We start from the raw sequence: 24,310 nt of genomic DNA on the forward strand, positions 1-24,310 counted from the left end.
ACCGAGGCATCATGGCGAACACCGTCCTCCCCAGCGCGCCCGCGATCACCGAAGCGCTGCCGCAGCCCTACCAGTACCGTCACCGCGAGGCCGTCGAGCCGGACTGGACGCGCTTCCCCGGCTGGCGCACCGTCACCGCTGCGCAGTGGCGCGACCCGCAGTGGCAGCGCGCGAACTGCGTCAAGACCGTCAAGCAGCTCCGCGAGGTGGCCGGTCCCGGCCTCGACGAGGCGTTCTACGCCGACCTCGAGCTGGACCAGCGCGAGCACGCGACGATGTCGCTGCTGCTCCCGCCGCAGGTGCTCAACACCATCGCCCCGGGCAGCGCGCCCGCGACGGCCGCCTGGTACGGCGACCCCGTCCGCCGGTACATGCTGCCCGTTGCCTCCGACCGGCACCCGCTCCGGGAGAGCCACCCGCTGGCCTCCCGCGACTCGCTGCACGAGGCGGAGATGTGGGTGGTCGAGGGCCTGACGCACCGCTACCCGACCAAGGTGCTGGCCGAGTTGGTCACCACCTGCCCGCAGTACTGCGGACACTGCACCCGGATGGACCTGGTCGGCAACTCCACCCCGCAGGTCACCAAGTACCGCTTCGTGCTGCGCCCGGCCGACCGGCTGGACCGGATGATCGACTACCTGCGGGCCACCCCGACCGTCCGCGACGTGGTGGTCTCCGGCGGCGACGTCGCCAACGTGCCCTGGCCGCGCCTGCGTTCCTTCCTCGACCGGCTGCTGGACATCGAGTCGATCCGCGACATCCGGCTTGCCAGCAAGGGCCTGATCGGCCTCCCACAGCACTGGCTGGCGCCCGATCTCCTGGACGGCATGGCCGAGTTGGCGGCCAAGGCCCGCTCGCGCGGCGTCTCGCTCGCGATGCACACGCACGCCAACGCCGCCCAGCAGGTCACCCCGCTGGTCGCCGAGGCGTCCCGCGCGCTGCTGGACGCCGGGCTGCGGGACGTCCGCAACCAGGGCGTGCTGATGGAGGGCGTCAACGCGACCCCCGAGGCACTGCTCGACCTCTGCTTCGGGCTGCTCGACAACGCCGGGATCATGCCCTACTACTTCTACCTCTGCGACATGATCCCCGGCGCCGAGCACTGGCGGCTCTCGCTCGACAAGGCGCAGCAGCTCCAGCACGCGATCATGGGCTACCTGCCCGGCTTCGCGACACCCCGGATCGTCTGCGACGTCCCGTACGTCGGCAAGCGCTGGGTGCACCAGGTCGACTCGTACGACCGGGAGCGCGGCATCTCCTCCTGGCGGAAGAACTACCGCACCTCGGTGGAGCACGACGACCAGGACGCGCTCGGCCGCACCCACCACTACTACGACCCGGTGCACACCCTGCCCGAGGCCGGCCGCCGCTGGTGGGACACCGACGAGGCCCGTACGGCAGGTGCCTGGTGACCCGCTCCGCACCGGGCGCCGACCTGGGCCTGCACCGGGTGCTCGAACCCGCCGGGGTGCTGCCGCAGGCCGCCTGGCGGCTCGACCCCGACCCCCGGCTGGCCGCCGACGAGGTGCGGGTCGACATCGAGTGCCTCAACCTCGACGCCGCCTCCTACCGCCAACTGTCCGAGCGCCACGGCGGCGACGGCGCGGCCGTCCGCGCCGAGGTCTGCGCGATCGTCGCCGCCCGCGGCAAGATGCACAACCCCGTCACCGGCTCCGGCGGCATGCTGATCGGCACCGTCGCGGAGAGCGGCCCCGAGTCCCCGCTCGGGCTGCGCCCGGGGGACAGGGTCGCCACCCTGGTGTCGCTCACCCTGACCCCGCTGGAGATCACCGACGGCCTGCGCGGCTGGGACGGGCTCGGCGAGCGCGTACCGGCCCGGGGGCACGCGATCCTGTTCGGCCGGTCGATCGCGGCGGTGCTCCCGCCGGATCTGCCCGACGAGCTGGCGCTCTCCGTCCTCGACGTGTGCGGCGCACCCGCGCTCACCGCCCGCCAGGTGGCCGAACTGCCGGGCCCCGCACCGACGGTGCTGGTGCTGGGCGCGGCCGGCAAGTCCGGCTCGCTGTCGCTCGCCGCGGCCCGCCGCGCGGGTGCCGGGCGGCTGATCGGCGTCGTGCCGACCCTGGCGGAGGAGCAGGCGCTCACCCGCAGCGGGCTCGCCGACCTCGTGCTGCGCGCCGACGCGCGGGACGCCGTCCGGCTCGCCGCACTGCTGGAGCAGCACGGCGGGCCCGCCGACCTCACCGTGGTCTGCACCGACGTGCCCGGCTGCGAGCACTCCGCCGTGCTGGCGACAAGGGACGGCGGGCGGGTGGTGTTCTTCTCGATGGCGACCTCCTTCCCCGCCGCCGCGCTCGGCGCCGAGGGCCTGGCCCGGGACGTCACCATGCTGATCGGCAACGGCTACCAGCCCGGCCACGCCGACCACGCGCTCGACCTGATCCGCCAGGAGCCGGGCGTCCGCGCCCTGTTCGACCGCAGGCTCCGCACCGAGAGCTCCGGAGGGGCCCGATGACCGCCACCCTCAGCCCAGTCCCGAGCGGCCGCGCCGACAAGCTGGGCCTCGACCCGGCCCTCGTCCGGCGGGCCCGCGAGCTGGCGCACCAGGCCGGCCGCCCCGTCGTGGAGCTGGCCAACTCGCACACCACCGTCGCCGTCGAGCGGGCCACGCTCCGGCTGGCCGGGCTGAGCGGTGCCGACGCCGAGGGCATCCCCTGGGCGAACCGGCTGGTGGACGCCGTCCGCGACCGGACCGGCCTGGAGCACGGCATCTGCCTCCCGGTCTGGGACGCGCTGCGCAGCGGCGAGTACGCCGACCTCACCGAGCTGGCCGCCCGTGCCGCCACCGGTACCGTGCCGTTCCGGGTGCCGGAGGGCGCGGCCGCCGTCCAGGCCGAGGCCGCCGCCCGCCGCGCCGTCGGCCACGGCCTCGACCGGATCGACCGCCGCCGCGACGAGCGCACCGAGCTGGTCGGCCGCTGGGGCAACCCGCGCGGCCCCTGGATCTACCTGATCGTGGCGACGGGCGACATCTACGAGGACATCCGGCAGGCCCAGGCCGCCGCCCGGGGCGGCGCCGACGTGATCGCGGTGATCCGCTCCACCGGCCAGTCGCTGCTGGACTACGTCCCGGAGGGCGCCACCCGGGAGGGCTACGCGGGCACGTACGCGACGCAGGAGAACTTCCGGCTGATGCGGGCCGCACTCGACGAGGTCTCCGCCGAACTCGGGCGGTACGTCCGGCTGACGAACTACGCCTCCGGCCTCTGCATGCCCGAGATCGCCGTGCTGGCCGGTCTGGAGCGGCTGGACATGATGCTCAACGACTCGATGTACGGCATCCTCTTCCGCGACATCAACCCCGTCCGCACCTTCGTCGACCAGCGGTTCTCCCGGCAGCTGCACGCCCGCGCCGGGATCGTCATCAACACCGGCGAGGACAACTACCTCACCACCGCCGACGCGGTCGACGCCGCCCACACGGTGACGGCCAGCCAGCTGCTGAACGAGTACTTCGCCAAGGAGGCGGGGCTGCTCGACGGGCAGCTCGGCCTCGGGCACGCCTTCGAGATCGACCCGGCCCGCCCCGAGTCCTTCCGGCTGGAGCTGGCCCACGCGCTGCTCGCCCGGGAGCTCTTCCCCGACGCCCCGCTGAAGTGGATGCCGCCGACCCGGCACATGACCGGCGACGTCTTCCACGGCTACCTGCTGAACGGCTTCTTCAACCTCGCGGGGGCGCTCACCGAGCAGAGCATCCTGCTGGTCGGCATGATGACCGAGGCCGTCGTCACGCCCTTCCTGTCCGACCGGGATCTCGCGCTGCGCAACGTCCGCTACGTGATGGACGCGGCCGGTGGGCTGACCGAGGACTTCCACCCCGCGCCCGGCGGGTTCATCGCGAGCCGCGCCGCCCAGGTGCTGGGCGAGGCCGTCGACCTGCTGGAGCAGATCAAGGGCCGGGGCCTGCTCGACGCCATCGCCGCCGGGACGTTCGGCGGCATGCGCCGCCCCGCCGACGGCGGCCGGGGCGCGGACGGCGTCGTCGCCCGCGCAGACGGCTACCGCAACCCCGCGATCGAGCTGCTGGACGCCACCGACACCGGCACCGGAACCGCCGACGCCACCGCTGACGAGGAGAGGGACACCCCGCGATGAGCCAGGACGTCGTCCGACCGTACGGCGACACCACCGACGACGGCATGGTGCAGCTGTCCTTCACCCTGCCGCTCACGCACGGCCCGCTCGCCGAGGGCGCCGCGCTGCAACTGGCCCAGAAGATGGGCCTGGACCGGCCGATGCTGGTGCACGCCAAGCCGATCGGCCCCGACTTCAGCTTCTTCGTCGTCTACGGCGCGGTGACGCACGAGGTCGAGCTCCGCTCCGTCCCGGTGCTGGAGCGCGAGTACCCGCTGCTCTCGGCGAAGGAGGCCGACACCGCGATCCGCGAGCACCTCGGCCGCAAGCTGGTGGTGCTCGGCGCCTGCATCGGGACGGACGCGCACACCGTCGGCATCGACGCCATCCTCAACATCAAGGGCTTCGCGGGCGAGAAGGGCCTGGAGTACTACCGGGCGATGAAGGTGCTCAACCTGGGCGCCCAGGTCGCCGTGCCGGATCTCGTCCGCCGGGCCCGCGCCGAGGGCGCCGACGCCGTGCTGGTCTCCCAGGCCGTCACCCAGCGGGACGCGCACATCACCAACGTCAAGGAGCTCAGCGCCGAGCTGCGGGCCGAGTTCACCGACGAGGAGCGCCCGCTGCTGGTGGTCGGCGGCCCGCGCTTCGACCCCTCGGCCGCCGCCGAGCTCGGCGCCGACCGGGTGTTCGGCCGCAACACCACGCCGGGCGACGTCGCCAGCTACCTGGTGCACGCCCTGGCCGTCCAGCCCGCAGCCGCAGCCGTGCTGGAGACCGTCGGATGACCCCCCAACTCCCGCCCCAGGAGGCCAAGGTGACCACCGTGAGCCCGCCCGACCGGATCGACACCCGCTTCGCCGCCGTGGCCGCCCGCCACGGCGACCGGACGGCGGTCTCCGACGCCGACGGTGAACTGACGTACCGTCAACTCGACGCGCTGGCCGACCAGGTGGCCGAGCTGCTGGCCGGCCGGACCGCCCCCGGGCAGCTCGTCGCCCTCCGGGCCGACCGCACCCGGTACGCCCCCGGCGGCATCCTGGGCATCCTCCGCTCCGGCGCCGCCTACCTGCCGGTCGACCCCGGTTACCCGAAGGCCCGGCAGGACCACCTGCTGGACGACTCCGGAGCCGGGCTCGTACTGACCGACACCGCCCTCCTTCCGGGTGAGCAACCGATCGGCACCGCAGGCCCGTTCACGCTGGCCGCCCGCACCGGAGCCGCCTCGGCGACGTCGACGCGGGCAGTCACTCCTGCCGACACCGCGTACGCGATCTACACCTCCGGCTCCACCGGCAAGCCGAAGGGCTGCCCGGTCGGCCACACCCACGTACTGGCCCTGCTCGACGCGGCGCTCCCGCTCTTCGGCACCGGCACCGACGACGTGTGGACGCTCTTCCACTCCTGGAGCTTCGACTTCAGCGTCTGGGAGCTGTGGGGCCCGCTGCTCCAGGGCGGCCACGCCGTGGTGGTCGACCGGGACACCGCCGCCGACCCGGAGGAGTTCGCCCGGCTGCTCGCCGACCGCGCCGTCACCTTCCTCAACCAGGTGCCCTCCGCCTTCGGCCATCTGGTCTCCGAGGCCGCCGCCGGGCAACTGCGCCTCCCCGCGCTGCGCCACGTGGTCTTCGGCGGCGAGGCGCTCTGCCCCTCCGACCTGCACCGCTGGTGGCAGTCCGGCACCGCCCCCGGCGCCGCGCTGGTCAACATGTACGGGATCACCGAGACCACCGTGCACGTCACGCACTGCCCGCTCACCCCGGAGCTCCTCGCCGCCGCCCGCCCCGGCCGGACACCGATCGGCCGGGCACTGCCGCACCTGACGGTCTCGCTCCGCGACCCCGACGGCCTGCCGGTGCCGCAGGGCGAGCCCGGCGAGATCTGGGTCGGCGGCGCCGGAGTCAGCCACGGCTACCTGGAGCGCCCGGAGCTGACCGCCGCCCGGTTCGTCGAAGCTCCCGAAGGCAGCGGCCGCCACTACCGCAGCGGCGACTGGGCGGTCGCAGACCCGGACGGTAGCCTGCACTACCTGGGCCGCCAGGACGGCCAGGTCAAGCTGCGCGGCTTCCGGATCGAGCTCGGCGAGATCGAGGCGACCCTGCGCACCGCCCCCGGCGTCCTGACCGCCGCCTGCCTGGTCACCGGCGACCTGCCCGACGAGCAGTCCCTCACCGCGTACGTGGTCGCCGACCCCGCCGTCTGCTCCACCCGTGGCCTGCGCGCGCACCTGGCCGACCACCTGCCCGCGCACCTGTTGCCGCAGCAGATCCACTACCTCCCGCACCTGCCGCTCACCCCCCACGGCAAGCTGGACCGCAGCGCGCTGGCCGGCGTCCCGTAGGCCCCGTCACCCCCTGGGCCGGTCAGCCCACCCAGCGGCCGAGTGCGAACTCGCTGCCCTCCCGCCGGACTTCCACGATCCCCGTACCGCCGAAGTGGGCCGGGACGACCAACTCCTGCTGATCCGCGGCACGTTCGAGGATGCGGCGACGGCTGACCGCAGCCTCCGCCGGGTCCAGGCAGAGGCAACTGCTGCAGCCGGGAGCGAGGATCTGCACCGGGCTGTGCATCAGGTCGCCGACGAAGACCGCCCGGTCGCCGCCGGAGTCGAGCCGCAGGACGGCCGAGCCGGGGGTGTGACCGGGCGCCGCCTCCAGGCCTAGGTGGGCGTCGATGCGGTGGCTGCCGTCCCACAGCACGGCCTGCCCGGAAGCGATCACGGGCGCGATGCTGTCCTCGAAGATCAGCCGGTCGTCCTCGCGCCGCCCGTTCGCGTAGTCGTTCTCCGGGCCGAAGTGGAAGACGTCGGCGGCCGGCAGCAGGTACTGGGCGTTGGGGAAGGTCGGCACCCACTCGCCCCCGGCGTCCCTGGTGTTCCACCCCACGTGGTCGGCGTGGATGTGGGTGTTGACGACGACGTCCACCTCCTCCGGGCGGACACCCACGGCGGCCAGCCGCCCGAGGAAGTCCCCCTCCTGCCGGTGGAACAGCGGATTGCCGGGGCGCTCACGCCCGTTGCCCACCCCGGTGTCGACCAGCACCGTCCGCCCGCCGCTGCGCAGCACCCAGCTCTGCAGGGTGACGGACGCCAGGTCGGTCCCGGGGCTCCAGTGGTCCGGTGCGAGCCAGTCCGCGTTGTCCTGCCACAACTGCGCCGGGGCGTCCGGGACCAGCGCCCGGCCGGTGATGAACTCTCCCGTCCACTCGACGACACGAATGATCTCGACATCTCCCAGCGCTGTGCGCTGCACGCTCTCACTGTTCATGTGCTCCAAGCTACGGAGATCGACTGAGCCTCTCAATGCTCATACCGCTCATCCGAATACGTCAGCGGCTCACCCTTGCGCCCATGGGTACGCTGGGCCGATGGACGTGGTGAGTGATGCGATTTCGGCCGTACGCATCGGGCGGCCCTCCTCCAACCGTGTGCGGGTGAGTGGGAGTTGGTCCACCGAGCTGGCTCCGTACGACGGCGCCGGGTTCCATGTCGTGCTCCGGGGCGCCTGCCGGCTGCTGGCCGAGGACGGCACGACGCTCACGCTCAGCGCGGGTGATGCGGTGCTGCTGCCGCACGGCGCCGGGCACGTGCTCGCCGACGCCGAGGCCGACGAGGCCGCGCTCGGGCGGGCGGTGCCGTTCGAGCACTGGCTCACCGGGAGCGCGCCACCCCCGGACCGGAGCGGCGCTCGCGAGGTCGAGCTGCTGTGCGGCAAGTACCGGCTCGACCGCAGCCGGGTGCACCCGCTCATGGCGGAGCTGCCGCAGGTCGTCCATCTCCCCACCCGGGTCGGCAGCCACCCCGAGCTCCGGGCCGCGATCGACCTGTTGGGCCGGGAGCTCGGCGAGCAGCGGCCCGGGGCCTGCAGCGCCGTCCCGAGCCTGCTCGACCTGCTCCTCGTCTACATGATCCGCTCCTGGCTGGCCGGGAGCGCGGGCGGAGCGTGGCCGGGCGTGCTGACCGACCCGGTCGCGGCCGCCGCGCTGCGGGCCCTGCACTCGGAGCCGGCCGCCCCCTGGACCAACGACCGGCTGGCCGCCGAGGTGGGCGTGTCCCGCGCCACCCTCGCCCGCCGGTTCACCACCCTGGTCGGCCGCCCGCCGATGGGCTACCTCACCTGGTGGCGCCTCACCTTCGCCGCCACCCTCCTCCGCGACACCCAGGACCCCTTGGCCGCCATCGCCCGCCGGGTCGGCTACGGCACCCCGTACGCCCTCTCCCACGCCTTCGGCCGCGAGTTCGGCACCACCCCCGGCCGCTACCGGGCGGCGAGCGGCCAGGCCGGTCAGGGCTAGGCCGCCTGTTCGTCCTGGTTCAGGAGGTGGTGGAGTTCGGCCTCGGTGAACCGGCCGGCCACCTTGTCGACCAGGTACTCCAGGTAGGTGGTGCCCCAGCGGTCGCACCAGAGGCTGGTGATGCCGTCGGCGCCGTCGTCCTCCTTGAGCAGGATGACGGCCATCTCCAGCGCGAGGACGGCGGCGAGGACGTCCTCGCCGGTGAAGTCGTAGCCCTCGATGCGGGCCTTGAAGGAGAGACGGTGCAGGCTCTCGAAGCGGTACCTCCGGAGCATCGCGTCATCGTCCTGGAGGGCGAGTAGGAACGTGGCGAAGCTCTGCTGGGACATGACGTGTCTCCCTTCGCGGGTGCTGGAACCTGACGTGCAGTCAGGTCCATGACAATGTGGTGAACGGACCGGCCCGGCTCCTGACCGGCCCAACTCCTGACCGGCCCGGCTCCTGACCGGCCCGACGACCGGACCGAGCCGGTCAGCCGGTGGACGGTAAGGCGGCGAGGACGACGACGCTGTGGCCGTCGGCCCGGTACGTCGTATTGTCGACCATCTCCCGGGCGTCGGGCGGCAGGACGTCCTGCGGCGAAGGTAGGGCGGTGTCGACCAGCCGGAGCCAGCCGTGGCCTCGGTCGGTGGGCAGCTCGAAGTCCAGCCCGGTGCGGTCCATGTTGAGCAGGACGTGCAGGTCGGGCCCGCCGTCGAGGCCGACCAGGGTGAGGGCGAGGGCGCGGGCGGCGGGGTCGTCCCAGCCGGGCTGTTCGAGGCGGGTGCCGTGCCAGACCACGTCCGGGTGGCCCCGGCCGTCCGAGCGCCCGCCGCCGTCCGGCCGGCCGGAGAAGAACTGCGGTGCCCGCAGGGCCCGGTGACGCTTGCGGAGCGCGATCATCTCGCGGAAGAAGCGCCGCAGGTCGGTCTCCTTCTCGGCCTGGTCCCAGTCCAGCCAGGAGACCGCGTTGTCCTGGCAGTGCGCGTTGTTGTTGCCGCCCTGGCTGTTGCGGAACTCGTCCCCGGCCAGCAGCATCGGGATGCCCCGGCTGAGCAGCAGCAGCGCCGTGTGGTTCTTGATCTGCCGCAGGCGCAGCCGCTCGACGTCGGGCGCGTCGGTGGGCCCCTCCACGCCGCAGTTCCAGCTGAAGTTCTCGACCGCGCCGTCGGCGTCGCACTCACCGTTGGCGCGGTTGTGTTTCACGTCGTAGCTGACCAGGTCGTTGAGCGTGAAGCCGTCGTGGCTGGTGACGAAGTTGACGCTGTTGGTGGGGCGTTCGCCGCCCCGGCCGAACAGGTCGGGGGAGCCACCGAGCCGGCTGGCGACGGCCCGGAGCAGCCCGCCCTCGCCCCGGACGAAGCGCCGGACGTCGTCCCGGTAGGGCGCGTTCCACTGCGCCCAGCGACGGCCGGGGAAGCGGCCGACCTGGTAGAGCCCGCCGCCGCCCCACGGCTCGGCGATGATCTTCGTCTCGGAGAGCACCCCCGAGAACTCGATGGCCCAGAGCACCGGCGGCACCTCCATCTCCGAACCCCCCGCGCCGCGTGACAGCTCGGAGGCAAGGTCGAAGCGGAAGCCGTCCACGTGGTGCTCGGTCACCCAGTAGTGCAGGCACTCGATGATGAACTTGGCCACCGCCGGGTGGTTGGCGTTGACGGCGTTGCCGCGCCCGGTGAAGTCCATGTAGCGCCGTCGGTCCTGCGGCCACAGGTGGTAGTACGCCTCGTTGCCCTGCCCCCGGAAGCTGATGGTGGGCCCGTTCTCGTCGCCCTCGGAGGTGTGGGTGAACACCACGTCGAGGATCACCTCGATGCCCGCCCGGTGCAGGGCCTTCACCATGTCCCGGAATTCGGTGATGTGGGTGCACTGGCGCTGGTCCGAGCAGTACGCGGTGTGCGGGGCGAAGAAGCCGAACGGGTCGTAGCCCCAGTAGTTGTGGAGCGGGGCGCCGTCCGGTCCGGTCCGCAGCACCTGCCGCTCGTCGAAGTCGAAGACCGGCAGCAGCTCGACCGCCGTGATGCCGAGCTCCTTGAGGTACGGGATCTTCTCGACCACCCCGGCGAACGTCCCCGGGTGGGCGACCCCCGAGCTGGGGGAGGCGGTGAGGCCGCCGACGTGCAGCTCGTAGATGACGGTGTCCGCGTGCGGGGTGCGCAGCGGCTCGTCGCCCTCCCAGTCGTAGCCGTCCAGGTCGACGACCATGCTGCGCATCGAGTACGCGCAGTTGTCCTCCGGCCCGCCTGCGCGCAGCCGCTCCCAGAGGGTGTTGACGTTCGCCCGCGCGTACGGGTCGAGCAGGACCTTCTGCGGGGAGAACCGGTGGCCGGAGTCCTTGCCGCCGGCCGGCCCGTCCATCCGGTATGCGTAGACCTGGCCCGCGCCCAGGCCGGCGACGTGGCAGTGCCAGAACTGGTAGCTGCGGTGCAGATCGGGGTCGAGGGTGATCACCCGGCTCGGCGCGGGGGCGTCGTGGCCGTCGAACAGCAGGAGCTCGACCCGGGTCGCGTGCTCGGCGAAGACGGAGAAGTTCACGCCGTCGGTGTCCGGCCGGGCCCCCAAGGGCTGCGCACGGCCGGGCGTCACCACGGGCGCGGGCGGCGCCGGGCGGGTGGTCCTTCGCATCGTCATCCTGGTGTCTTTCCTGTCAGCGCGACGCAGCGGCCCTTGGAGCGAACACCAACCCGGTGCCCGGAAACAACTCCTGCCGCATGCTGCGTCACCTGTGGCTCCTTCCTGCCGGGTCGGCCCTGGTGGGCGACCTCCCGTCCGACGGGTAGATTCAACTAATTGATTGACTCTTAGTCAAGTCTTAAGTCAATTATCCGACCGGCCGACGGCCGCGCCGAGGGGAAGATCATCCGGCTTGGCACGACTTGGGCAATTTCGGCGCAGTGGGATGAATGCCGGGCTCGTGGCGAATTAAGGGGGACGCGCATGGTGGTTCATCAGGTGAAATCATGCGACGTACCGTCGCCCCTTGATCACCCAGTGCGCTATCTTCGCTTTGAGGCCCATGGCCGACGTCCGGTCGAGCGCCCGGCGGTCGACCGGCATGGCCACAACAAAATCGGGGGGCACGGGGGACATGCGAGAAGAAGGTCAGCGCGCTGCATTCTTCGATCTGGAGCTGATCTCGTGGGAATCCTTCGAGGCCGCCAGAGCAGCAGTGGAGCGACATCGGAGCGCCGGCGACCTGATCGTGGTGGTACTCCCCGTGCCTGGCACGGATCTCCCGGGGGGCTGGGGGGCCGCGGGGTCATCGGCCGCGGCGATGATCGACGACATGGTCCGGGGTTTTGACGATTGTCTCCGGATAACTGCCGACGGCGATACGAGCAAATCCTGCACGGTGGTCGAAACGATGACAAAGCTCGGCCTGGACGCCTTCCGCTGCTTCGGATACGGCGACCACCACGACTCCTTGCGAACGCTCGGAGTGGTGGGAAATCCCCGGGTCCTGGGCGGTGATCCGCAGTTGGCGGAATACGCCCGAACCCGGGGGTGGCCGGTAATTGAGACCGCATCACCGCTGGCGGGCTGAAAGTCCCGCATTCCCCGCGCGGCTACCCGCGGCTACCGCTCGGTGGTCAGCTGCTGGTAGACACTCAGCGTCCGGGCCGCCACCTCGTCCCAGGAGTACTCCTCGGACGCGCGCTGCCGGCCCGCCGCGCCGAACTGCTCGGCCAGCACCGGATCGTCGATCAGGGCGTTGACCGACAGCGCCAGCTCCTGCGCCAGCCGCTCGGGGTCGACGGGGTCGCCGCTGCCGTCGGCCCGCTGCTCGTAGCGGACCAGCAGGCCGGTGTTCCCGTCCTCCACGATCTCGGGGATGCCGCCGACGGCCGTCGCCACGACGGCCGTCCCGCAGGCCATCGCCTTCAGGTTGACGGTGCCGATCGGGTCGCGGAGCGAGGGGCAGACGAAGGCGCGGGCCTGGGCCAGCAGCTGCCGCATATCGGGCTGCTCGGGCATCCCCTCGATCCGCACCACCCCAGATCGCTGGTGGCTCAACTCATCGACCAGGAAGTCGACTTCGCGCCGGACCCCGGGGTTCTCGGGCTGGTCGCAGCAGAGCACGAGCTGGGCGTCCGGCCGGAAGCGGAAGGCAGCCCGGAGCAGGTGCGGCAGCCCCTGCCGCTGCGTCGCGCGTCCCGCGAAGAGCACGAACGGGCGGTCCGGGTCGATGCCGAAGCGCTCCAGCGCGGCGGTCCCGTGGTCCGGTCGCCAGAGCTCGGTGTCGATGCCCGGGTGGATCACGTGGGTCCGGTCCGGGGACACGTCGGGGTAGACGGAGAGGACGTCCTCGCGCATCGCGGCCGAGCCGGTGATCACCGCGTCGGCCTCGTGGGCGGAGGCCCGCTCCATCCAGCCGGAGAGCGCGTGGTCACTGCCGGGCCGCTCGGCTTCGCCGGGCCTGAGCGGCTCCAGGTCGCTCAGCGTCATCACGTGCGGGATGCCGTAGAGGCGGCCCGCGACGTGCCCCGCCGTGCTGGTGTACCAGGTGTGGCTGTGCACCAGGTCGGCGGCGAAGCAGTCGTCCGCCATTCCGAGCCCGGCACCGAGGAACTGGAGCGCGCTGTACCCCTGCCCCAGACTCTCCGGCCCCTTGTAGGCGTAGGTGTCCGGCTCCGCGGACCCCTCGCCGAAGCATCGGACCCCGACCTTGACATGGCGTCGCAGAGCGGCGGTCAGCTCGATGGTGGGGCCGCTGGTGTCGATCTGGGCCTCTGAGGGGTAGTCCCTCGTCAGCAGTTCGACGCGCATCTCACGGTCCTTTCGGTCAGCAGCAGATGAGCGGGGGGCCTGCGGGGGTGGGGGTGGCGGTCGTCGTGACGCTGGTCTCCAGGCCGGCGCCGCTGTCGCTCGCGGTCGCTGCGGAGGCGCCTGAGACGGAGGCGACCAGACCGGCCAGGGCCAGGGTGATCGCGGCTACGGGGAGAAGGATCCGGTGCATGGCTGCTCGCTCTGCCTTCGACGCTTGACTGCGGTTGACTACTAGAGTCAATCGAGTGTGACAGTGTTTGTCAATCGATGTCACATGAGGGTTTACGAGGTCCTGGCCGGAAGGTGCCAGGAGGCCCCGTGCTGGGCTCGGGGGGCACCCCTGTGCAGGCAAGCTCACTTAACAAAGCCTGCTGGCCCACTTGGCGTGGGCTGATAGATTCTGTAAAAACATGAGTCAAGCGAGTGCCCCGAGGGCTGGCCATCAGGGTCACAACACTCGTCGACCGGAGAAGCATGGAGCAGACACAGAGCGGGACGAACGGCATCGGGCAGCGCCTCCGTGAGCTACGCCAGAAGAAGGGCCTGAACCAGCAGGACCTCGCCTCATCCGACCTCTCGGTCAGCTACGTCTCGCTGATCGAGACCGGAAAGCGCGCACCCTCCCCCGCCGTCCTCCAGAGCCTTGCCGAGCGCGTGGGCTGCTCGGTCGAGTACCTGAAGACCGGACGGGACGACGCCAGGATCCACGAGCTGGAGCTGAAGATCGCCTTCGGTGACATGGCGATGCGCAACGGCTCCAACGGCGAGGCCCTGCAGTCGTACAGCGAGGCGCTGGCCTCGGCGCCGTTTCTCGGCGAGGCGATGGTGCGGCGGGCCCGGATCGGGCAGGCGCTCTCCTTCGAGAAGCTGGGGCGGATGGAGGCGGCGATCCAGTTGCTGACCACGCTCTTCGACGACCCGGCCACCGTGCCGGGCTCGGCGGATTGGGCCCAGCTGGCGGTGGCGCTCTGCCGCTGCCACCGCAACGCGGGCGACCTGATGCTCAGCGTCGAGATCGGCGAGCGGGCCATGCGCACCCTCGACAGTCTCGGTCTGGACGTCACCGACGACCACATGCAGCTCGGAGCCACCCTGCTGGGCTCCTATCAGGTCCGAGGGGACCTGATGCAGGCGCAGATCCTCGCCAACCGGCTGATCAGCACGGCCGAGAGCACCGACTCCCGGGTCGGGCGCGGCGTCGTCTACTGGAACGCCGCGCTGGTCGCCAACTCCCGGGGCCGGAGCAAGGAGGCCCTCGCGCTCACCGAGCGGGCGCTGATGCTGCTGGCCGAGAGTGACAACGTCCGGCACCAGGCGATGCTCAAGGCGGCCCACGCCAACTTCATGATGGCCTCCGAGGCACCCGACCTGGACCGGGCCAGGACACTCCTCGGCGAGGCCCACACCGTCCTGCTGGAGGTCGGCACGGCCGCCGAACAGGCCAGCGCCGAGGCGCTGCTCGCCCAGGTCTCCGTGCAGCTCGGCGACCCCGTCCAGGCGACCGCTCACGCCAGCCGGTCGCTCGGGCTGATGCGCAACGACCCGCCGGAGGCGGCCGCCTCGGTCAGGGTGCTGATGGCCCGAGCCCAGCACCTGGCGGGGGACATGGAGTCAGCCGAGACCACCTTGCGGGCGGTCGTCCGCCAGCTGGGCCAGCTGCCGGGCACCCGGGGGACGGCCGGCGTCTGGCGGGACGCCGGCGACCTCTGGAAGCTCCTGGGTCACAAGTCGGAGGCCCTCGACGCGTACGAGAAGGCCCTCGGCCAGCTCGGCATCCAGGGCCTGCCCGCCCCGACCCCGTCCTTCGTCACCGACCGGAGCTGACCCCAGCGCCCCGTCGCGCGGGGCGCTGCCCGGTGTCGGCAAGGGCAGGGAGCCCGGCCTGTTCGGGCAGATCCGGGTGATCGCCGGGGGCGGCACTAGAGGGTGAACAGGGGCTGGGCGGTGCCGGTCTCGGCGTAGCTCTTGAGGCGGTCCATCAGCTGCCCCCAGGTCTCGGTGGCCTGGGGCAGCCCCGGGTCGTCGTCCTGCCAGCCCGTGTGGCGGAAGGCGACGTGCGCGGGGGCGCCGCCGGCACCGGCCGAGAGCGTCCAGGTGATCGTGGTGCCGGACCAGTGCGGGGGGAAGGCGCCGACGGAGGTCCAGACGACGCGGTCCTCGGTGGCCTCGTCGCGGCGCAGCTGGAACGGCTCCGGGACGCCGGGGAAGTCGAAGAGCAGGACTTCGTCCTTGCGGTCGACCCCGGTGGTCCACCAGGAGATCAGGCCGTCGTGCGTGTTCAGGGCCTGGAGCAGGGTGGCGCGGGTCGCGGTGGTGTCGAAGTCGAAGGCGATCTCGGACATCTCGACGCTCCTTCGGGTGCGGGGTCGGCGCGCGTGACGGTCGCCGCTTCCAGCATCACCCGGGTGGGTGGCAGCGGCGCGGCCACGGCGCGCGACCCCGCACCCGGTCAGGGCTTGGACGGTACGTAGTACGGCCGGTTGTGGGCGGCGACCGGGGCGGACTGGTACGTCCAGACGCCGACGGCCGGGGCGTCGCCGACCAGCAGGGCGAGGTCACGGCCGACGGCCGAGCTGTGGTCGGCGACGGTGAGGCGGACGCGGTCGGCGGTGTCCGGGGTGTGGTGCCGGTAGGGCTGGTAGACGTTCATCGGCCCGGCGAGCAGGCCGTGCCGGGGGTCGGTGCCGTAGCCGGTGATGGGGGTGTTGGTGACCGGCTCGGGCGCCAGGCCGGTCAGGTCGGCGGTGAAGGAGAACAGCGTGTCGGGTCGGCGGTCGATGCCGGTGCGGTCGGCGCTGAAACCGGCCGCCTTGCAGGTGACCGACCAGGTCCGCTCCTCCGCGGGGCCGTTGAGCGACGGCATGGTGCTCTCGAACCAGCCGGGGTACTTGGGCTCGGCGTAGAGCTTGCGGCCCGCATCGATGGCGAGCGGGTTGTCGCAGAGCACGTGGATGCGGGCGATGCCCAGCAGCTTGGTCTGGTCGAAGCCCCGCGCGTACTCCGCGTACCGCAGCTCCGGCAGTCGGCCCTCGGCGCCCTCGGGGTGGGCGACGACGTTGACCTCGATCTCCTGGGTGATGCCGCCGCCGTTCGGGTACTGCGCGAAGTACAGCTGGTAGTTGACCGAGACGCAGGCCAGCCCCTCGAACTCGGCGGCCACCAGCGCGGGGTGGTGCTCGGCGAGCAGGCTCCGCACCGGGCCGGGGGCGACCAGGAAGTCGAGGCCGATGTTGTGCAGCGCGCCGTAGTGGAAGGGGAGTTGGTACGGCGCCGGCACGGGCGGCAGGGGGAGCGGAGAACTCTGGCTCATGGTCGGTCGGCTCCTCGGAGAGTGGCGGGGCGGTGGTCGGTGAGCAGATCGCGGTGGATCCGGTCGGCGCTGCGCAGGGCGAGAGCGGCCATGGTCAGCGACGGGTTCGAGGTGGCGACGGTCGGCAGGCTGCCGCAGCCGACGGCGTAGAGGTTGGGGTGGTCCCAGCAGCGCTGCCAGTGGTCGACCACCGAGTCGGCGGGCGAGGCGCCCATGATGTGCGTCCCCGCGCCGTGCCCGGCGGCCCGGTACGCGTACGACTGCCCCTCCCACTCGAAGTGGCCGGGCCAGGCGGCCCCGGGGTCGAAGCGGGTGTGGTCCTCGGCGCCGAGCAGGGTGAAGATGCGGTCCGAGACGGCCTTGGCGGCGGCGATGCCCCGCTTCACGTGGTCGGACAGGTCGTAGTGCAGCACAGGGCGCGGCACGCTCGTCGCGTCGAGGAAGTCCGGGTCGATCGTGACGCGGTTCGACGGGTCCGCGTCCTGCTCCAGTTCGAACTGGAGGGCGAACTCGCGGCCGACCCGGTCGCCGAGCGTGCGCCGCAGCTCCGCACCGAACAGGCCCCGGCCGTCCGGCCCGCCGCTGCGCAGGAGTTCGGCGACGCGGGCCTCGGGCGGGCCCAGCGCCCACGTCCAGCCCCAGTTGCCGATCTCGATCCGGAATGGCGCCCGCCGGGTCCGGGCCGGTCCGAAGCGGAACCCCTCCAGCCCCGAGGTCGACCCCGGGCCCCGGTACGGGCCGATCCGGTGCGGCATCAACCCCCAGGTCAGCAGCACCGGGTGGTCCATCAGGTTGCGGCCGACCTGGTCACTGCGGTTCGCCGCCCCCGAGACCAGCAGCAGCTTGGCGTTCTCGATCGCGTGCGCGGCCAGGACGACGAGCCGGGCGTGCGCGGTGCGGGTGGTGGCCCCGGCCTCGCCGCTGCGGTACTCGACCCCGGTCACCCGGCCGCCGTCGCCGACCAGGACGCGGGTCACGACGGCGCGGGTCCGCAGGGTGACCGAGGCGGCCCAACCGGCCTGCGTCCGGAGCGGGGTGTACTTGGCGCCGGACGGGCAGATCGGCACGCAGCTGGCGTGACCGGCGCAGAGCGGGCCGACGGCCGCGGCCGTCCGGGGGCGGCCGTTGCGGGCGTGCGGGGTGGTGACGACCTGGAGGCGGGTCGGGGCGGCCGCCCCGGGCTCCCGTACGTACCGGCCGTCCAGGGCCTTCGCCAGGGTCGCGTCCAGGTAGCTGCGAGGGATGGCGCGCATCGGGAAGCGGTAGTCCTCGGGGAAGGGCAGGCCGACGGCCTGGCGCTGTTCGTCCAGGTCGGCGGCCACCCCGATCTCGGCCTCCGCCGCCCGGTAGTAGGGCTCCAGATCCTGGTAGCCGATCGGCCAGTTGCGGCCGTGGCCGAAGTCTCCGGCCCGGAAGTCCTCGGGGTGCATCCGGGGCGCCAGGCCCGTCCAGGCCAGCCCGGTACCGCCGTTGGCCCGCAGGTAGCCGCTCGCGTACGGCAGCGGGCCGCGCTGCACGAGGTACCCGCCTGCGCGGTAGCCGCCCCCGGCACTGCCGGTGAGGTCGGTGACATCCGGCGAAGGTGCCGAATCCGTGCTCAGGTAGGGCGAGTTGGGTGTCTTGAAGGTCGCGGAGCGGAATCGCTCCAGCGGGTCGCCGTGCTGCTCCTGGCGGGCCCCGGCCTCCAGCACCAGGACGCTCCAGCCCTGGTCGCCCAGCTGCTTGGCGACCAGGGAGCCGGCGAACCCGGCGCCGACCACGATCACGTCCCACGGCCCGCTCACCGCTGCTGCCCGGCGGCTTCGGGTGGCTCTTCGGCCCAACTGCCGTGCCCCTGGGGCGCGATGCCGGGGGCCGTGCCGTCGAACGCCCGCCAGACCAGCCCCTGCGCGTAGGTCTCGGCCGAGAGGTGGGTCGCCGCGCCGGGCCAACTGCCGGTGTACCAGAGGTGGGTGACGGCCCTGGCCGTCTCCAGCGCCTCGCCGTCGGCCTCGCCACCGGTCTCGGCAGGGGCGGTGAGCAGGCGCAGCAGCGCGGCACCGAGGTGTTCCAGCGCGGCCGCGTGGTACCGGTCGGCCATGCCGGTGGCCCGTAACTCTCCTGCGTCGAAGCCGGTCAACTCCACCGAGGCATCGATGAACTCCGCCAAGGTCACCACGCTGCACCACCCGCCCTGTCGGCCCTCTTTGGCATGATCATTCCTCCGGCGGTGGCCGTTCATGCACGGTCGCCCCGAAAAAAGACGGGATGCGAACGGCCGACGGCTCGGTGGTGGGGCACCGTGCCGCCGGCCGTTGCCGTACGGGGTTGAGGAGGGGTCGAGGAGGGATCAGGGGGTTCCGGAGGTCACTGCCCGGTGATGGCGGAGTTGATCAGGGCGGCGGTGCTGGAGTTCCAGAGGACGGCGTACGAGACGTTGTCGGTGTTGCCGCCCTCCTGGTAGCCGCCGAGGGAGGCGATCGCGGTGCCGGTGGTCGGGTCGGAGGCGCCGAAGTTCTGCATCAGCAGGGAGCCGGAGACGCCGGTGTGGAAGTTGTCGCAGGGGAAGACCAGTTGGGAGGCGTAGTTGGCGTACTTCGAGGTGCTGGTGAAGCACTGGAGCGGCTGGTCACGGTTGTCCGGGTAGCCGGTGATCTCCACCTGGTTGGCCGAGCCGGCGTCCGTGCGCCAGGCGTTGGCGCCGACGACGTCCTGGACGCGCTTTCCGTTGGAGTCGTTCAGGACGATGAACCCGTAGTCGTAGTCCGGGTTCAGGTTGTTGCGCCAGGAGCTGGCGTAGTAGCGGGTCTTGACGGACCACTTCCCGTACGGCGACTGGCCGTCGTGGTAGCCGGGGACGAAGACGGGGGTCGGCATCACCGTCGCGGGCAGCCAGCTGACCAGCTTGTTCCAGAGGCAGTGCCCGGCGGTGGCGACGACGTTGCGGCTGCCGGTGTTGATGACCGTACCGGTGCAGCGCTCGTGCACCGGGCCGACGTCGAAGAAGAGCGCGCCGACGGTCGGCAGGCCGGTGGTCGGCGTGCTGGCGACGTTCGAGCGGAGCCGACCGGTGACGGCCGTGGCCGGGGCCGGGGCCTTCGCCGAGCCCGCCGAGGTGACGGTCAGCGGGCCGGACGGCGCACCGGCTGCCGGGCGGCCGGTGGTGGACGGCTTCGGCTGCGAACGCCAGAGGGCCTGAGGGGCAGTCGACTTGGCCGTCGCAGCGCCCTGCGCGGACTGAGTGGACTGAGTGGACTGAGCGGACTGCGGGGCCTCGTCCGCCGGGACGGCGGCCAGCATGGCCTCCGGCGTCCAGGCGTCCAGCGCGGCCTGCGTCGCCGCCGGGTTGCTGCCGTCGTCGTCCGAGACGCGCTCGATGCCGGAGTACGCCGAGAGGCCGGTGGTGCTGACGTTGGCGGTGATGCTGCGGCCGGTCGGGCCGGTGGTCGAGGCGGTGGCCGGTGCGGCGAGCACCCCGGCCAGCACGACGGCCGTGATACCGGCCACGGCGGCACGGTGAAGAAGAACCGCGTGGTTCAAGAGGACTCCCCGAGGGCTGGGTCGGTGCGCGGGCACCGGCGATCGATCTTCCGTCGGTGAGTCTGCCGGGGGGTCCTATGCGGCACCGATAAGCGGCCCGGTCACCCGTTCAGCCGGTCGGTGGATCAGCCGGTCAGGTCGCGGAGCCGGCGCAGCGGGCTGAGCAGCAGGACCGTCGGGACGAGCAGCAGCACCGTGCAGGTCAGCAGGAGGGCGCTGCGGGGGCCGAAGGCGGTGGAGGCGAGCCCGGCGGCCAGCGCGCCGAAGGGGAGGGCGCCCCAGGAGATGAAGCGTACGGAGGCCATCACCCGGGGCAGCAGCTCCGGCGGGGTGACGGTCTGCCGGTGGGTGCGGGTGAGGATGCTGAGGACGACCACGCCGGCCGCGAAGCCCGCGTTGCCCAGGGCGAAGAGGGCGAGACCCCAGCGGTGGCCCGCGAGCGGCATGAGGAAGGCGGTGGTGGTGACGACCGCGCTGGAGAGCAGCACCGCGCGGGCGCTGCCGAGGCGTCGGGCGAGAGGGGTGGTGACGGCGGCGAAGAGCAGGCTGCCGGCGCCCTCGGTGGCCATCAGCACGCCGACCAGGCTCGCCGGGGCGCCGAGCGTGCGGACCAGGAAGACCGGGGTGAGCGCGGCGAAGGCACCGCAGCAGAAGTTGATCAGGGTGGCCGCCGCGACGCACGGGCGGATCACGGGGTGCCGGCCGACGAACCGCAGACCGTCCTTGACCTGTTCGAGGAAGGGGGCGCGGGCGGCGCCGCCGGTGGTGGTGGTGCGCGGGGCGCCGGGGATGCTCCGCAGCAGCAGGGCCGAGGCGAGGTAGCTGACAGCGTCGACCAGCATGCTCGCCGCGCCGCCGACGAACTGCACCAGGACGCCGCCGAGCGAGGGCCCGCCGAGCTGGGTGGCCGAGGCCGAGGCGGAGGTCAGGCTGTTGCGCGCGGTGAGCTCGTCCTTGCTGACGATCGAAGGCAGGAAGGACGAGTTGCCGACGTCGAAGACGACGCGCGCGAGGCCGACGACCAGGGCGACCAGCACCAGCTGCGTCAGCGAGAGCACCCCGAGCGCCGCCGCGACGGGGACGGAGAGGACGGCGGCGGCCCGGGTGAGGTCCATCGCGACCTGGACGCCGCGCAGCGGCAGCCGCTGCACCAGCACCCCGGCGGGCAGGCTGATCAGCAGCCAGGCGACATCCCCGGCGGCCGTGAGCAGGCTGACCTGGAAGCTGGAGGCCCGCAGGGTCGTGACGGCCAGCAGAGGCAGGGCGACGGTGGTGACGGCGCCGCCGGTGTTGCTGATGGTCGAGGCCGCCCAGTAGCGCCAGAAGGCTCCGGTGCTGCTCGGCCGCTCACCCGGTCTGCTGCTCGTCCCGACGTTCTGCACAGCCATGTTCCGCCCCCGAGAGTAAGTTCCCTTTAGGGACTCACTATAGCGATCAAGGTGACTGAGGGAAGATGGGGCCATGCGCTACTCGGAACTGACGGGCGACACCGACTGCTCGATCGCCCAGGCTCTGGGTGTGGTCGGCGACGCCTGGACGCTCCTGGTGGTCCGGGACGTCGCCGCCGGGGTCCACCGGTTCGACGCCTTGCAGGAGCGGCTCGGGATCAGCCGCAAGGTGCTGACACTGCGGCTGAACGCGCTGGTCGAGGACGGGGTGCTGGAGAAGCGCCTCTACAGCCCCCGGCCGCCGCGCTACGAGTACCACCTCACCGCCTCGGGCCGGGGGCTGCTGCCGGTGCTGGTCGCGCTCCAGGACTGGGGCTCGCGCCACCTGCTGGGCGACGGCACCCTCTCGGCGACGAGCGAGCCCGGCTCGGCCGAGGCCCGCCGGGTGCACGGCCTGGTCGGGGCGCGGGTGCCCGAGCTACGGCTGCCCTCCGCCCGCGCGGCCGGCGTGGGGCCCGCCGTCGACCCCGTCTCGGATGCCCGCTGGACGATCCTGTACTGCTACCCGGGTGCGTACGTGCCCGACTCGCAGGCGCTCCCGCCCGGTTGGGGTGACATCCCCGGCGCCCGGGGCTGCACGCTGGAGTCCTGCACGTACCGGGACAGGCTGGCCGACTTCACCCGGCGCGACGCCGCCGTGTACGGCGTCAGCACCGGACGGCCCGACCAGCTCGCGGAGTTCGCGGCACACGAGGGCATCCAGTTCCCCCTGCTCTCGGATGCCGAGTCGCAGTTCGCCGCCGCCCTGCGCCTCCCGACCTTCCGGGCCGCCGGGGTCGACCGCCTCAAGCGGGTGACCCTGGTCGTCGACCGGGAGCGGACCGTACGGGGAGTGCTCTACCCGCTCACCGACCCGGCCGGATCGGTCGATGACGTGCTCGCTCTGATCGACTCGCTGAGCTGAGCTGGGCTGAGCTGAGCTGGGTTGAACTGTCCTTGGCCATGGCTCAATTGACAAGTCGTGACATGTCGGAGTCCGGGGCGACCCTCTCAGGGGTGTTCGAACAGCCCGGTTAGAATTGCGGGTATGGGACCTCTGACGCCTGACAACTATGAGCTCGTTCTCGGCCTGATCTGCTTCTTCCTGATATTCGGTGTCCTCGGGAAGGTGCTGCTGCCCCGGATCGAGCGGCTGCTCGCCGAACGCGAGGACGTCATCGTGGGTGGCGCCGCACGGGCCGAGGCCGCGCAGGCCGAGGCGCAGCGGGTCTACGAGGAGTACCGCGCCGAGCTGGCCGCCGCCCGGCAGGAGGCCGCGCAGATCCGGCAGACCGCCACCGAGCAGGGCGCCGCCTTCCTGGCCGAGGTGCGGGCCGAAGGGCAGCAGCAGCGCGACGAGTTGGTCGCCGCCGTGAAGGTGCAGCTGGCTGCCGACCGGGTGATCGCCGAGGCCGAGCTGCGCGAGGACGTCGTGCAGCTGGCCGTCGAGCTCGCGAGCCGCATCGTCGGCGAGCCTCTCGGTGACCTGCCCCGGACGCGGGCCGTCGCCGACGAGTTCTTCGAGCGGGCTGACCAGGCTGCCGGAGAGGTGCAGGGCTCGGGCGCGCACGCCTGACCTGCGGCCAGGAGCGGCCCGCCGACCGTACGGTGGGGTCATGACGCACATGACCGAGCCCGAGTGGCGGGCCTTCCTCTCCGCCGGTACGCGTACCGCGAAGCTCGCCACGACCAGGGCGGACGGGCGGCCGCACGTCGCGCCGGTCTGGTTCCTGCTGGACGGCGACGACCTCGTGTTCAACACCGGGCAGTCCACCGTGAAGGGCCGCAACCTCGCCCGGGACGGCCGGGTGATGCTCTGCGTGGACGACGACCGGCCGCCGTTCGCCTTCGCCCTGGTGCAGGGCCGGGCGACGCTCGGCAGCGACCTGCCGGAGGTCCGGAAGTGGGCCGGGCTGATCGCCGCGCGGTACATGGGTGAGGAGCGGGCCGAGGAGTACGCGGCCCGCAACGGTGTCCCGGGTGAGCTGCTGGTCCGGGTCCGGATCGAGAAGGTCAGCGCGGAGACCGGCATCGCCGACTGACGCGGGCCGGGTCAGCCCTGCTCAGCTCTGCTCCGCGTACTCCGGCGTCGGGCTCGCTTCGGTCGTTGGGGCCATTGCGGCCGGGGCCGTGCTCGGCGCCCGGCCGAACAGGACGGTGACCAGGGCCAGACCGGCTGCCGCGCCGAGGGCCTGGGCGAGGGCGAAGCCGGGGACGGAGCCGGGCGCTATGCCGGTGTAGCTGTCGGTGAGGGCGCGGCCGACGGTGAGGGCGGGGTTGGCGAAGCTGCCCGAGGAGGTGCCCCAGCAGGCGGCGGCGATCCAGGCCGGCACGGCGAGCGGGGCGTACCGGGCCTGGCCCGTGCGGGTCAGGCCGAAGACCAGCAGGATCAGCACGCCGGTGGCGACCGCCTCGGCCAGCCAGAGCTGGGCGGAGGCCCGGTGGTGGCCGGAGAGCTGGAGCGGCGGGCGCGCGAACATCACGTTCGCCAGGCCCGCCCCGGCGGCGGCGCCGAGCAGCTGCGCGAGCACGTACGCGCCGGTCTCCCGGCCGGTGAGGCCGGTGCCAGTGCCGGTGCCAGTGCCGGTGCGGCGGTCGTGCCACCAGGCGGCGGCGGAGACCAGCGGGTTGAAGTGGGCGCCGGAGACCGGGCCGAGCAGCAGGATCAGCACGCCGAGTGCCAGCACCGAGGCGGTCACGTTGCCGAGGAACTGCACCCCGCCGTCCTGACTGAGGCCGGTGGCCTGGATGCCGGAGCCGATCACGACGGCGGCCAGCAGGGCGGTGCCGACGCACTCGGCGGCGAGGCGTCTGGCGAGGGGTGGGGTCGTCATGCGGTCATGGTCGCCAACCCCGTCCGGGCCGTCAATCAGCCGGTATGACCAACTGACCGGCAGGTCGGGGGCCCGCAGTCGGAGGATCG

General features: G+C 72.5%; 23 protein-coding genes. 11 read left to right on the forward strand and 12 right to left on the reverse strand.

Annotated elements, in window-relative coordinates:
- Nucleotides 1-11 precede the first annotated feature (11 nt).
- From ACR68M_RS17180 to ACR68M_RS17200, 5 genes are read left to right on the forward strand one after another with little or no spacing between them, the layout of a single operon-like run.
- Nucleotides 12-1,412 carry a KamA family radical SAM protein gene (locus ACR68M_RS17180; RefSeq protein WP_441251391.1) on the forward strand — a complete coding sequence of 467 codons (1,401 nt, stop codon included), beginning with the start codon at nucleotides 12-14 and terminating at the stop codon, nucleotides 1,410-1,412.
- The gene (locus ACR68M_RS17185; RefSeq protein ID WP_441251392.1) at nucleotides 1,409-2,476 is read left to right on the forward strand and encodes an L-erythro-3,5-diaminohexanoate dehydrogenase; all 1,068 of its coding nucleotides are present in this window, start codon (nucleotides 1,409-1,411) and stop codon (nucleotides 2,474-2,476) included. The genes ACR68M_RS17180 and ACR68M_RS17185 overlap by 4 nt, the downstream gene beginning before the upstream one ends.
- Nucleotides 2,473-4,116 (forward strand): lysine 5,6-aminomutase subunit alpha TIM-barrel domain-containing protein, encoded by a 1,644-nt coding sequence (locus tag ACR68M_RS17190; RefSeq protein WP_441251393.1) that lies wholly within the window; start codon nucleotides 2,473-2,475, stop codon nucleotides 4,114-4,116. The genes ACR68M_RS17185 and ACR68M_RS17190 overlap by 4 nt, the downstream gene beginning before the upstream one ends.
- Nucleotides 4,113-4,880, forward strand: coding sequence for an OAM dimerization domain-containing protein (locus ACR68M_RS17195; RefSeq protein ID WP_441251394.1), 768 nt, complete (start codon nucleotides 4,113-4,115; stop codon nucleotides 4,878-4,880). The genes ACR68M_RS17190 and ACR68M_RS17195 overlap by 4 nt, the downstream gene beginning before the upstream one ends.
- Nucleotides 4,881-4,909: 29 nt before the next feature.
- Entirely contained in the window at nucleotides 4,910-6,433 is a 1,524-nt protein-coding gene (locus tag ACR68M_RS17200) for an amino acid adenylation domain-containing protein (RefSeq protein WP_441251395.1), read from the forward strand.
- A 22-nt stretch (nucleotides 6,434-6,455) separates the two neighbouring features.
- On the opposite strand, the gene ACR68M_RS17205 is transcribed toward ACR68M_RS17200, so the two are convergent.
- Nucleotides 6,456-7,358, reverse strand: coding sequence for an MBL fold metallo-hydrolase (locus tag ACR68M_RS17205; protein WP_441251396.1), 903 nt, complete (start codon nucleotides 7,356-7,358; stop codon nucleotides 6,456-6,458).
- Between the two features lie 100 nt (nucleotides 7,359-7,458).
- Between ACR68M_RS17205 and ACR68M_RS17210 the strand changes: the two genes are divergently transcribed.
- Nucleotides 7,459-8,385, forward strand: coding sequence for an AraC family transcriptional regulator (locus ACR68M_RS17210; RefSeq protein WP_441251397.1), 927 nt, complete (start codon nucleotides 7,459-7,461; stop codon nucleotides 8,383-8,385).
- Here ACR68M_RS17210 and ACR68M_RS17215 read toward each other — a convergent pair.
- Nucleotides 8,382-8,714, reverse strand: a complete 333-nt coding sequence (locus tag ACR68M_RS17215) for a hypothetical protein (RefSeq protein ID WP_441251398.1) — start codon at nucleotides 8,712-8,714, stop codon at nucleotides 8,382-8,384. The two genes, ACR68M_RS17210 and ACR68M_RS17215, sit on opposite strands and share 4 nt — an antisense overlap.
- 142 nt (nucleotides 8,715-8,856) lie before the next feature.
- On the reverse strand, nucleotides 8,857-10,989 hold the full coding sequence (gene glgX, locus ACR68M_RS17220; RefSeq protein ID WP_441251399.1) for a glycogen debranching protein GlgX: 2,133 nt from the start codon (nucleotides 10,987-10,989) through the stop codon (nucleotides 8,857-8,859).
- A gap of 355 nt (nucleotides 10,990-11,344) precedes the next feature.
- Between glgX and ACR68M_RS17225 the strand changes: the two genes are divergently transcribed.
- Nucleotides 11,345-11,908, forward strand: a complete 564-nt coding sequence (locus tag ACR68M_RS17225; RefSeq protein WP_441251400.1) for a hypothetical protein — start codon at nucleotides 11,345-11,347, stop codon at nucleotides 11,906-11,908.
- A 32-nt stretch (nucleotides 11,909-11,940) separates the two neighbouring features.
- Here ACR68M_RS17225 and glgA read toward each other — a convergent pair whose 3' ends face one another.
- Both glgA and ACR68M_RS17235 read right to left on the reverse strand, forming a co-directional pair.
- Nucleotides 11,941-13,131, reverse strand: coding sequence for a glycogen synthase (gene glgA, locus ACR68M_RS17230; RefSeq protein WP_441251401.1), 1,191 nt, complete (start codon nucleotides 13,129-13,131; stop codon nucleotides 11,941-11,943).
- Nucleotides 13,132-13,147: 16 nt separating this feature from the next.
- Entirely contained in the window at nucleotides 13,148-13,321 is a 174-nt protein-coding gene (locus tag ACR68M_RS17235) for a hypothetical protein (RefSeq protein ID WP_441251402.1), read from the reverse strand.
- A gap of 284 nt (nucleotides 13,322-13,605) precedes the next feature.
- Here ACR68M_RS17235 and ACR68M_RS17240 point away from each other — a divergent pair, with 284 nt between their 5' ends.
- On the forward strand, nucleotides 13,606-14,955 hold the full coding sequence (locus ACR68M_RS17240) for a helix-turn-helix domain-containing protein (protein WP_441251403.1): 1,350 nt from the start codon (nucleotides 13,606-13,608) through the stop codon (nucleotides 14,953-14,955).
- 95 nt (nucleotides 14,956-15,050) lie between these two features.
- Here the strand turns inward: ACR68M_RS17240 and ACR68M_RS17245 are convergent, their stop codons facing one another.
- The 6 genes from ACR68M_RS17245 to ACR68M_RS17270 form a co-directional block, all read right to left on the reverse strand.
- Nucleotides 15,051-15,473: an SRPBCC family protein gene (locus ACR68M_RS17245; RefSeq protein WP_441251404.1), complete on the reverse strand. Its 423-nt coding sequence runs from the start codon at nucleotides 15,471-15,473 to the stop codon at nucleotides 15,051-15,053.
- Nucleotides 15,474-15,580: 107 nt separating this feature from the next.
- Nucleotides 15,581-16,441 carry a hypothetical protein gene (locus ACR68M_RS17250; RefSeq protein WP_441251405.1) on the reverse strand — a complete coding sequence of 287 codons (861 nt, stop codon included), beginning with the start codon at nucleotides 16,439-16,441 and terminating at the stop codon, nucleotides 15,581-15,583.
- On the reverse strand, nucleotides 16,438-18,225 hold the full coding sequence (locus tag ACR68M_RS17255) for a GMC family oxidoreductase (RefSeq protein WP_441251406.1): 1,788 nt from the start codon (nucleotides 18,223-18,225) through the stop codon (nucleotides 16,438-16,440). Before ACR68M_RS17255 ends, ACR68M_RS17250 begins: the two co-directional genes overlap by 4 nt.
- Nucleotides 18,222-18,590: a hypothetical protein gene (locus ACR68M_RS17260; RefSeq protein WP_441251407.1), complete on the reverse strand. Its 369-nt coding sequence runs from the start codon at nucleotides 18,588-18,590 to the stop codon at nucleotides 18,222-18,224. Before ACR68M_RS17260 ends, ACR68M_RS17255 begins: the two co-directional genes overlap by 4 nt.
- A 197-nt stretch (nucleotides 18,591-18,787) precedes the next feature.
- Entirely contained in the window at nucleotides 18,788-19,927 is a 1,140-nt protein-coding gene (locus ACR68M_RS17265; RefSeq protein ID WP_441251408.1) for a hypothetical protein, read from the reverse strand.
- A 158-nt stretch (nucleotides 19,928-20,085) separates the two neighbouring features.
- Nucleotides 20,086-21,348, reverse strand: coding sequence for an MFS transporter (locus ACR68M_RS17270; protein ID WP_441251409.1), 1,263 nt, complete (start codon nucleotides 21,346-21,348; stop codon nucleotides 20,086-20,088).
- A 73-nt stretch (nucleotides 21,349-21,421) separates the two neighbouring features.
- On the opposite strand from ACR68M_RS17270, the gene ACR68M_RS17275 reads away from it, so the two are divergent.
- The 3 genes from ACR68M_RS17275 to ACR68M_RS17285 all read left to right on the forward strand — a co-directional run bounded on the left by ACR68M_RS17275 (nucleotide 21,422) and on the right by ACR68M_RS17285 (nucleotide 23,429).
- Nucleotides 21,422-22,312: a winged helix-turn-helix transcriptional regulator gene (locus ACR68M_RS17275; RefSeq protein ID WP_441251410.1), complete on the forward strand. Its 891-nt coding sequence runs from the start codon at nucleotides 21,422-21,424 to the stop codon at nucleotides 22,310-22,312.
- A gap of 123 nt (nucleotides 22,313-22,435) precedes the next feature.
- Nucleotides 22,436-22,963, forward strand: coding sequence for a F0F1 ATP synthase subunit B (atpF, locus tag ACR68M_RS17280; protein ID WP_441251411.1), 528 nt, complete (start codon nucleotides 22,436-22,438; stop codon nucleotides 22,961-22,963).
- Between the two features lie 49 nt (nucleotides 22,964-23,012).
- A complete protein-coding gene (locus tag ACR68M_RS17285; protein WP_441251634.1) occupies nucleotides 23,013-23,429 on the forward strand; it encodes a PPOX class F420-dependent oxidoreductase in 417 nt (138 codons plus the stop codon).
- Between the two features lie 21 nt (nucleotides 23,430-23,450).
- Here ACR68M_RS17285 and ACR68M_RS17290 read toward each other — a convergent pair whose 3' ends face one another.
- The gene (locus ACR68M_RS17290; protein ID WP_441251412.1) at nucleotides 23,451-24,221 is read right to left on the reverse strand and encodes an aquaporin; all 771 of its coding nucleotides are present in this window, start codon (nucleotides 24,219-24,221) and stop codon (nucleotides 23,451-23,453) included.
- Between the last annotated feature and the right edge of the window lie 89 nt (nucleotides 24,222-24,310).

The sequence above is a fragment of the Kitasatospora sp. McL0602 genome (genome assembly GCF_052076145.1).
Lineage (GTDB): Bacteria > Actinomycetota > Actinomycetes > Streptomycetales > Streptomycetaceae > Kitasatospora.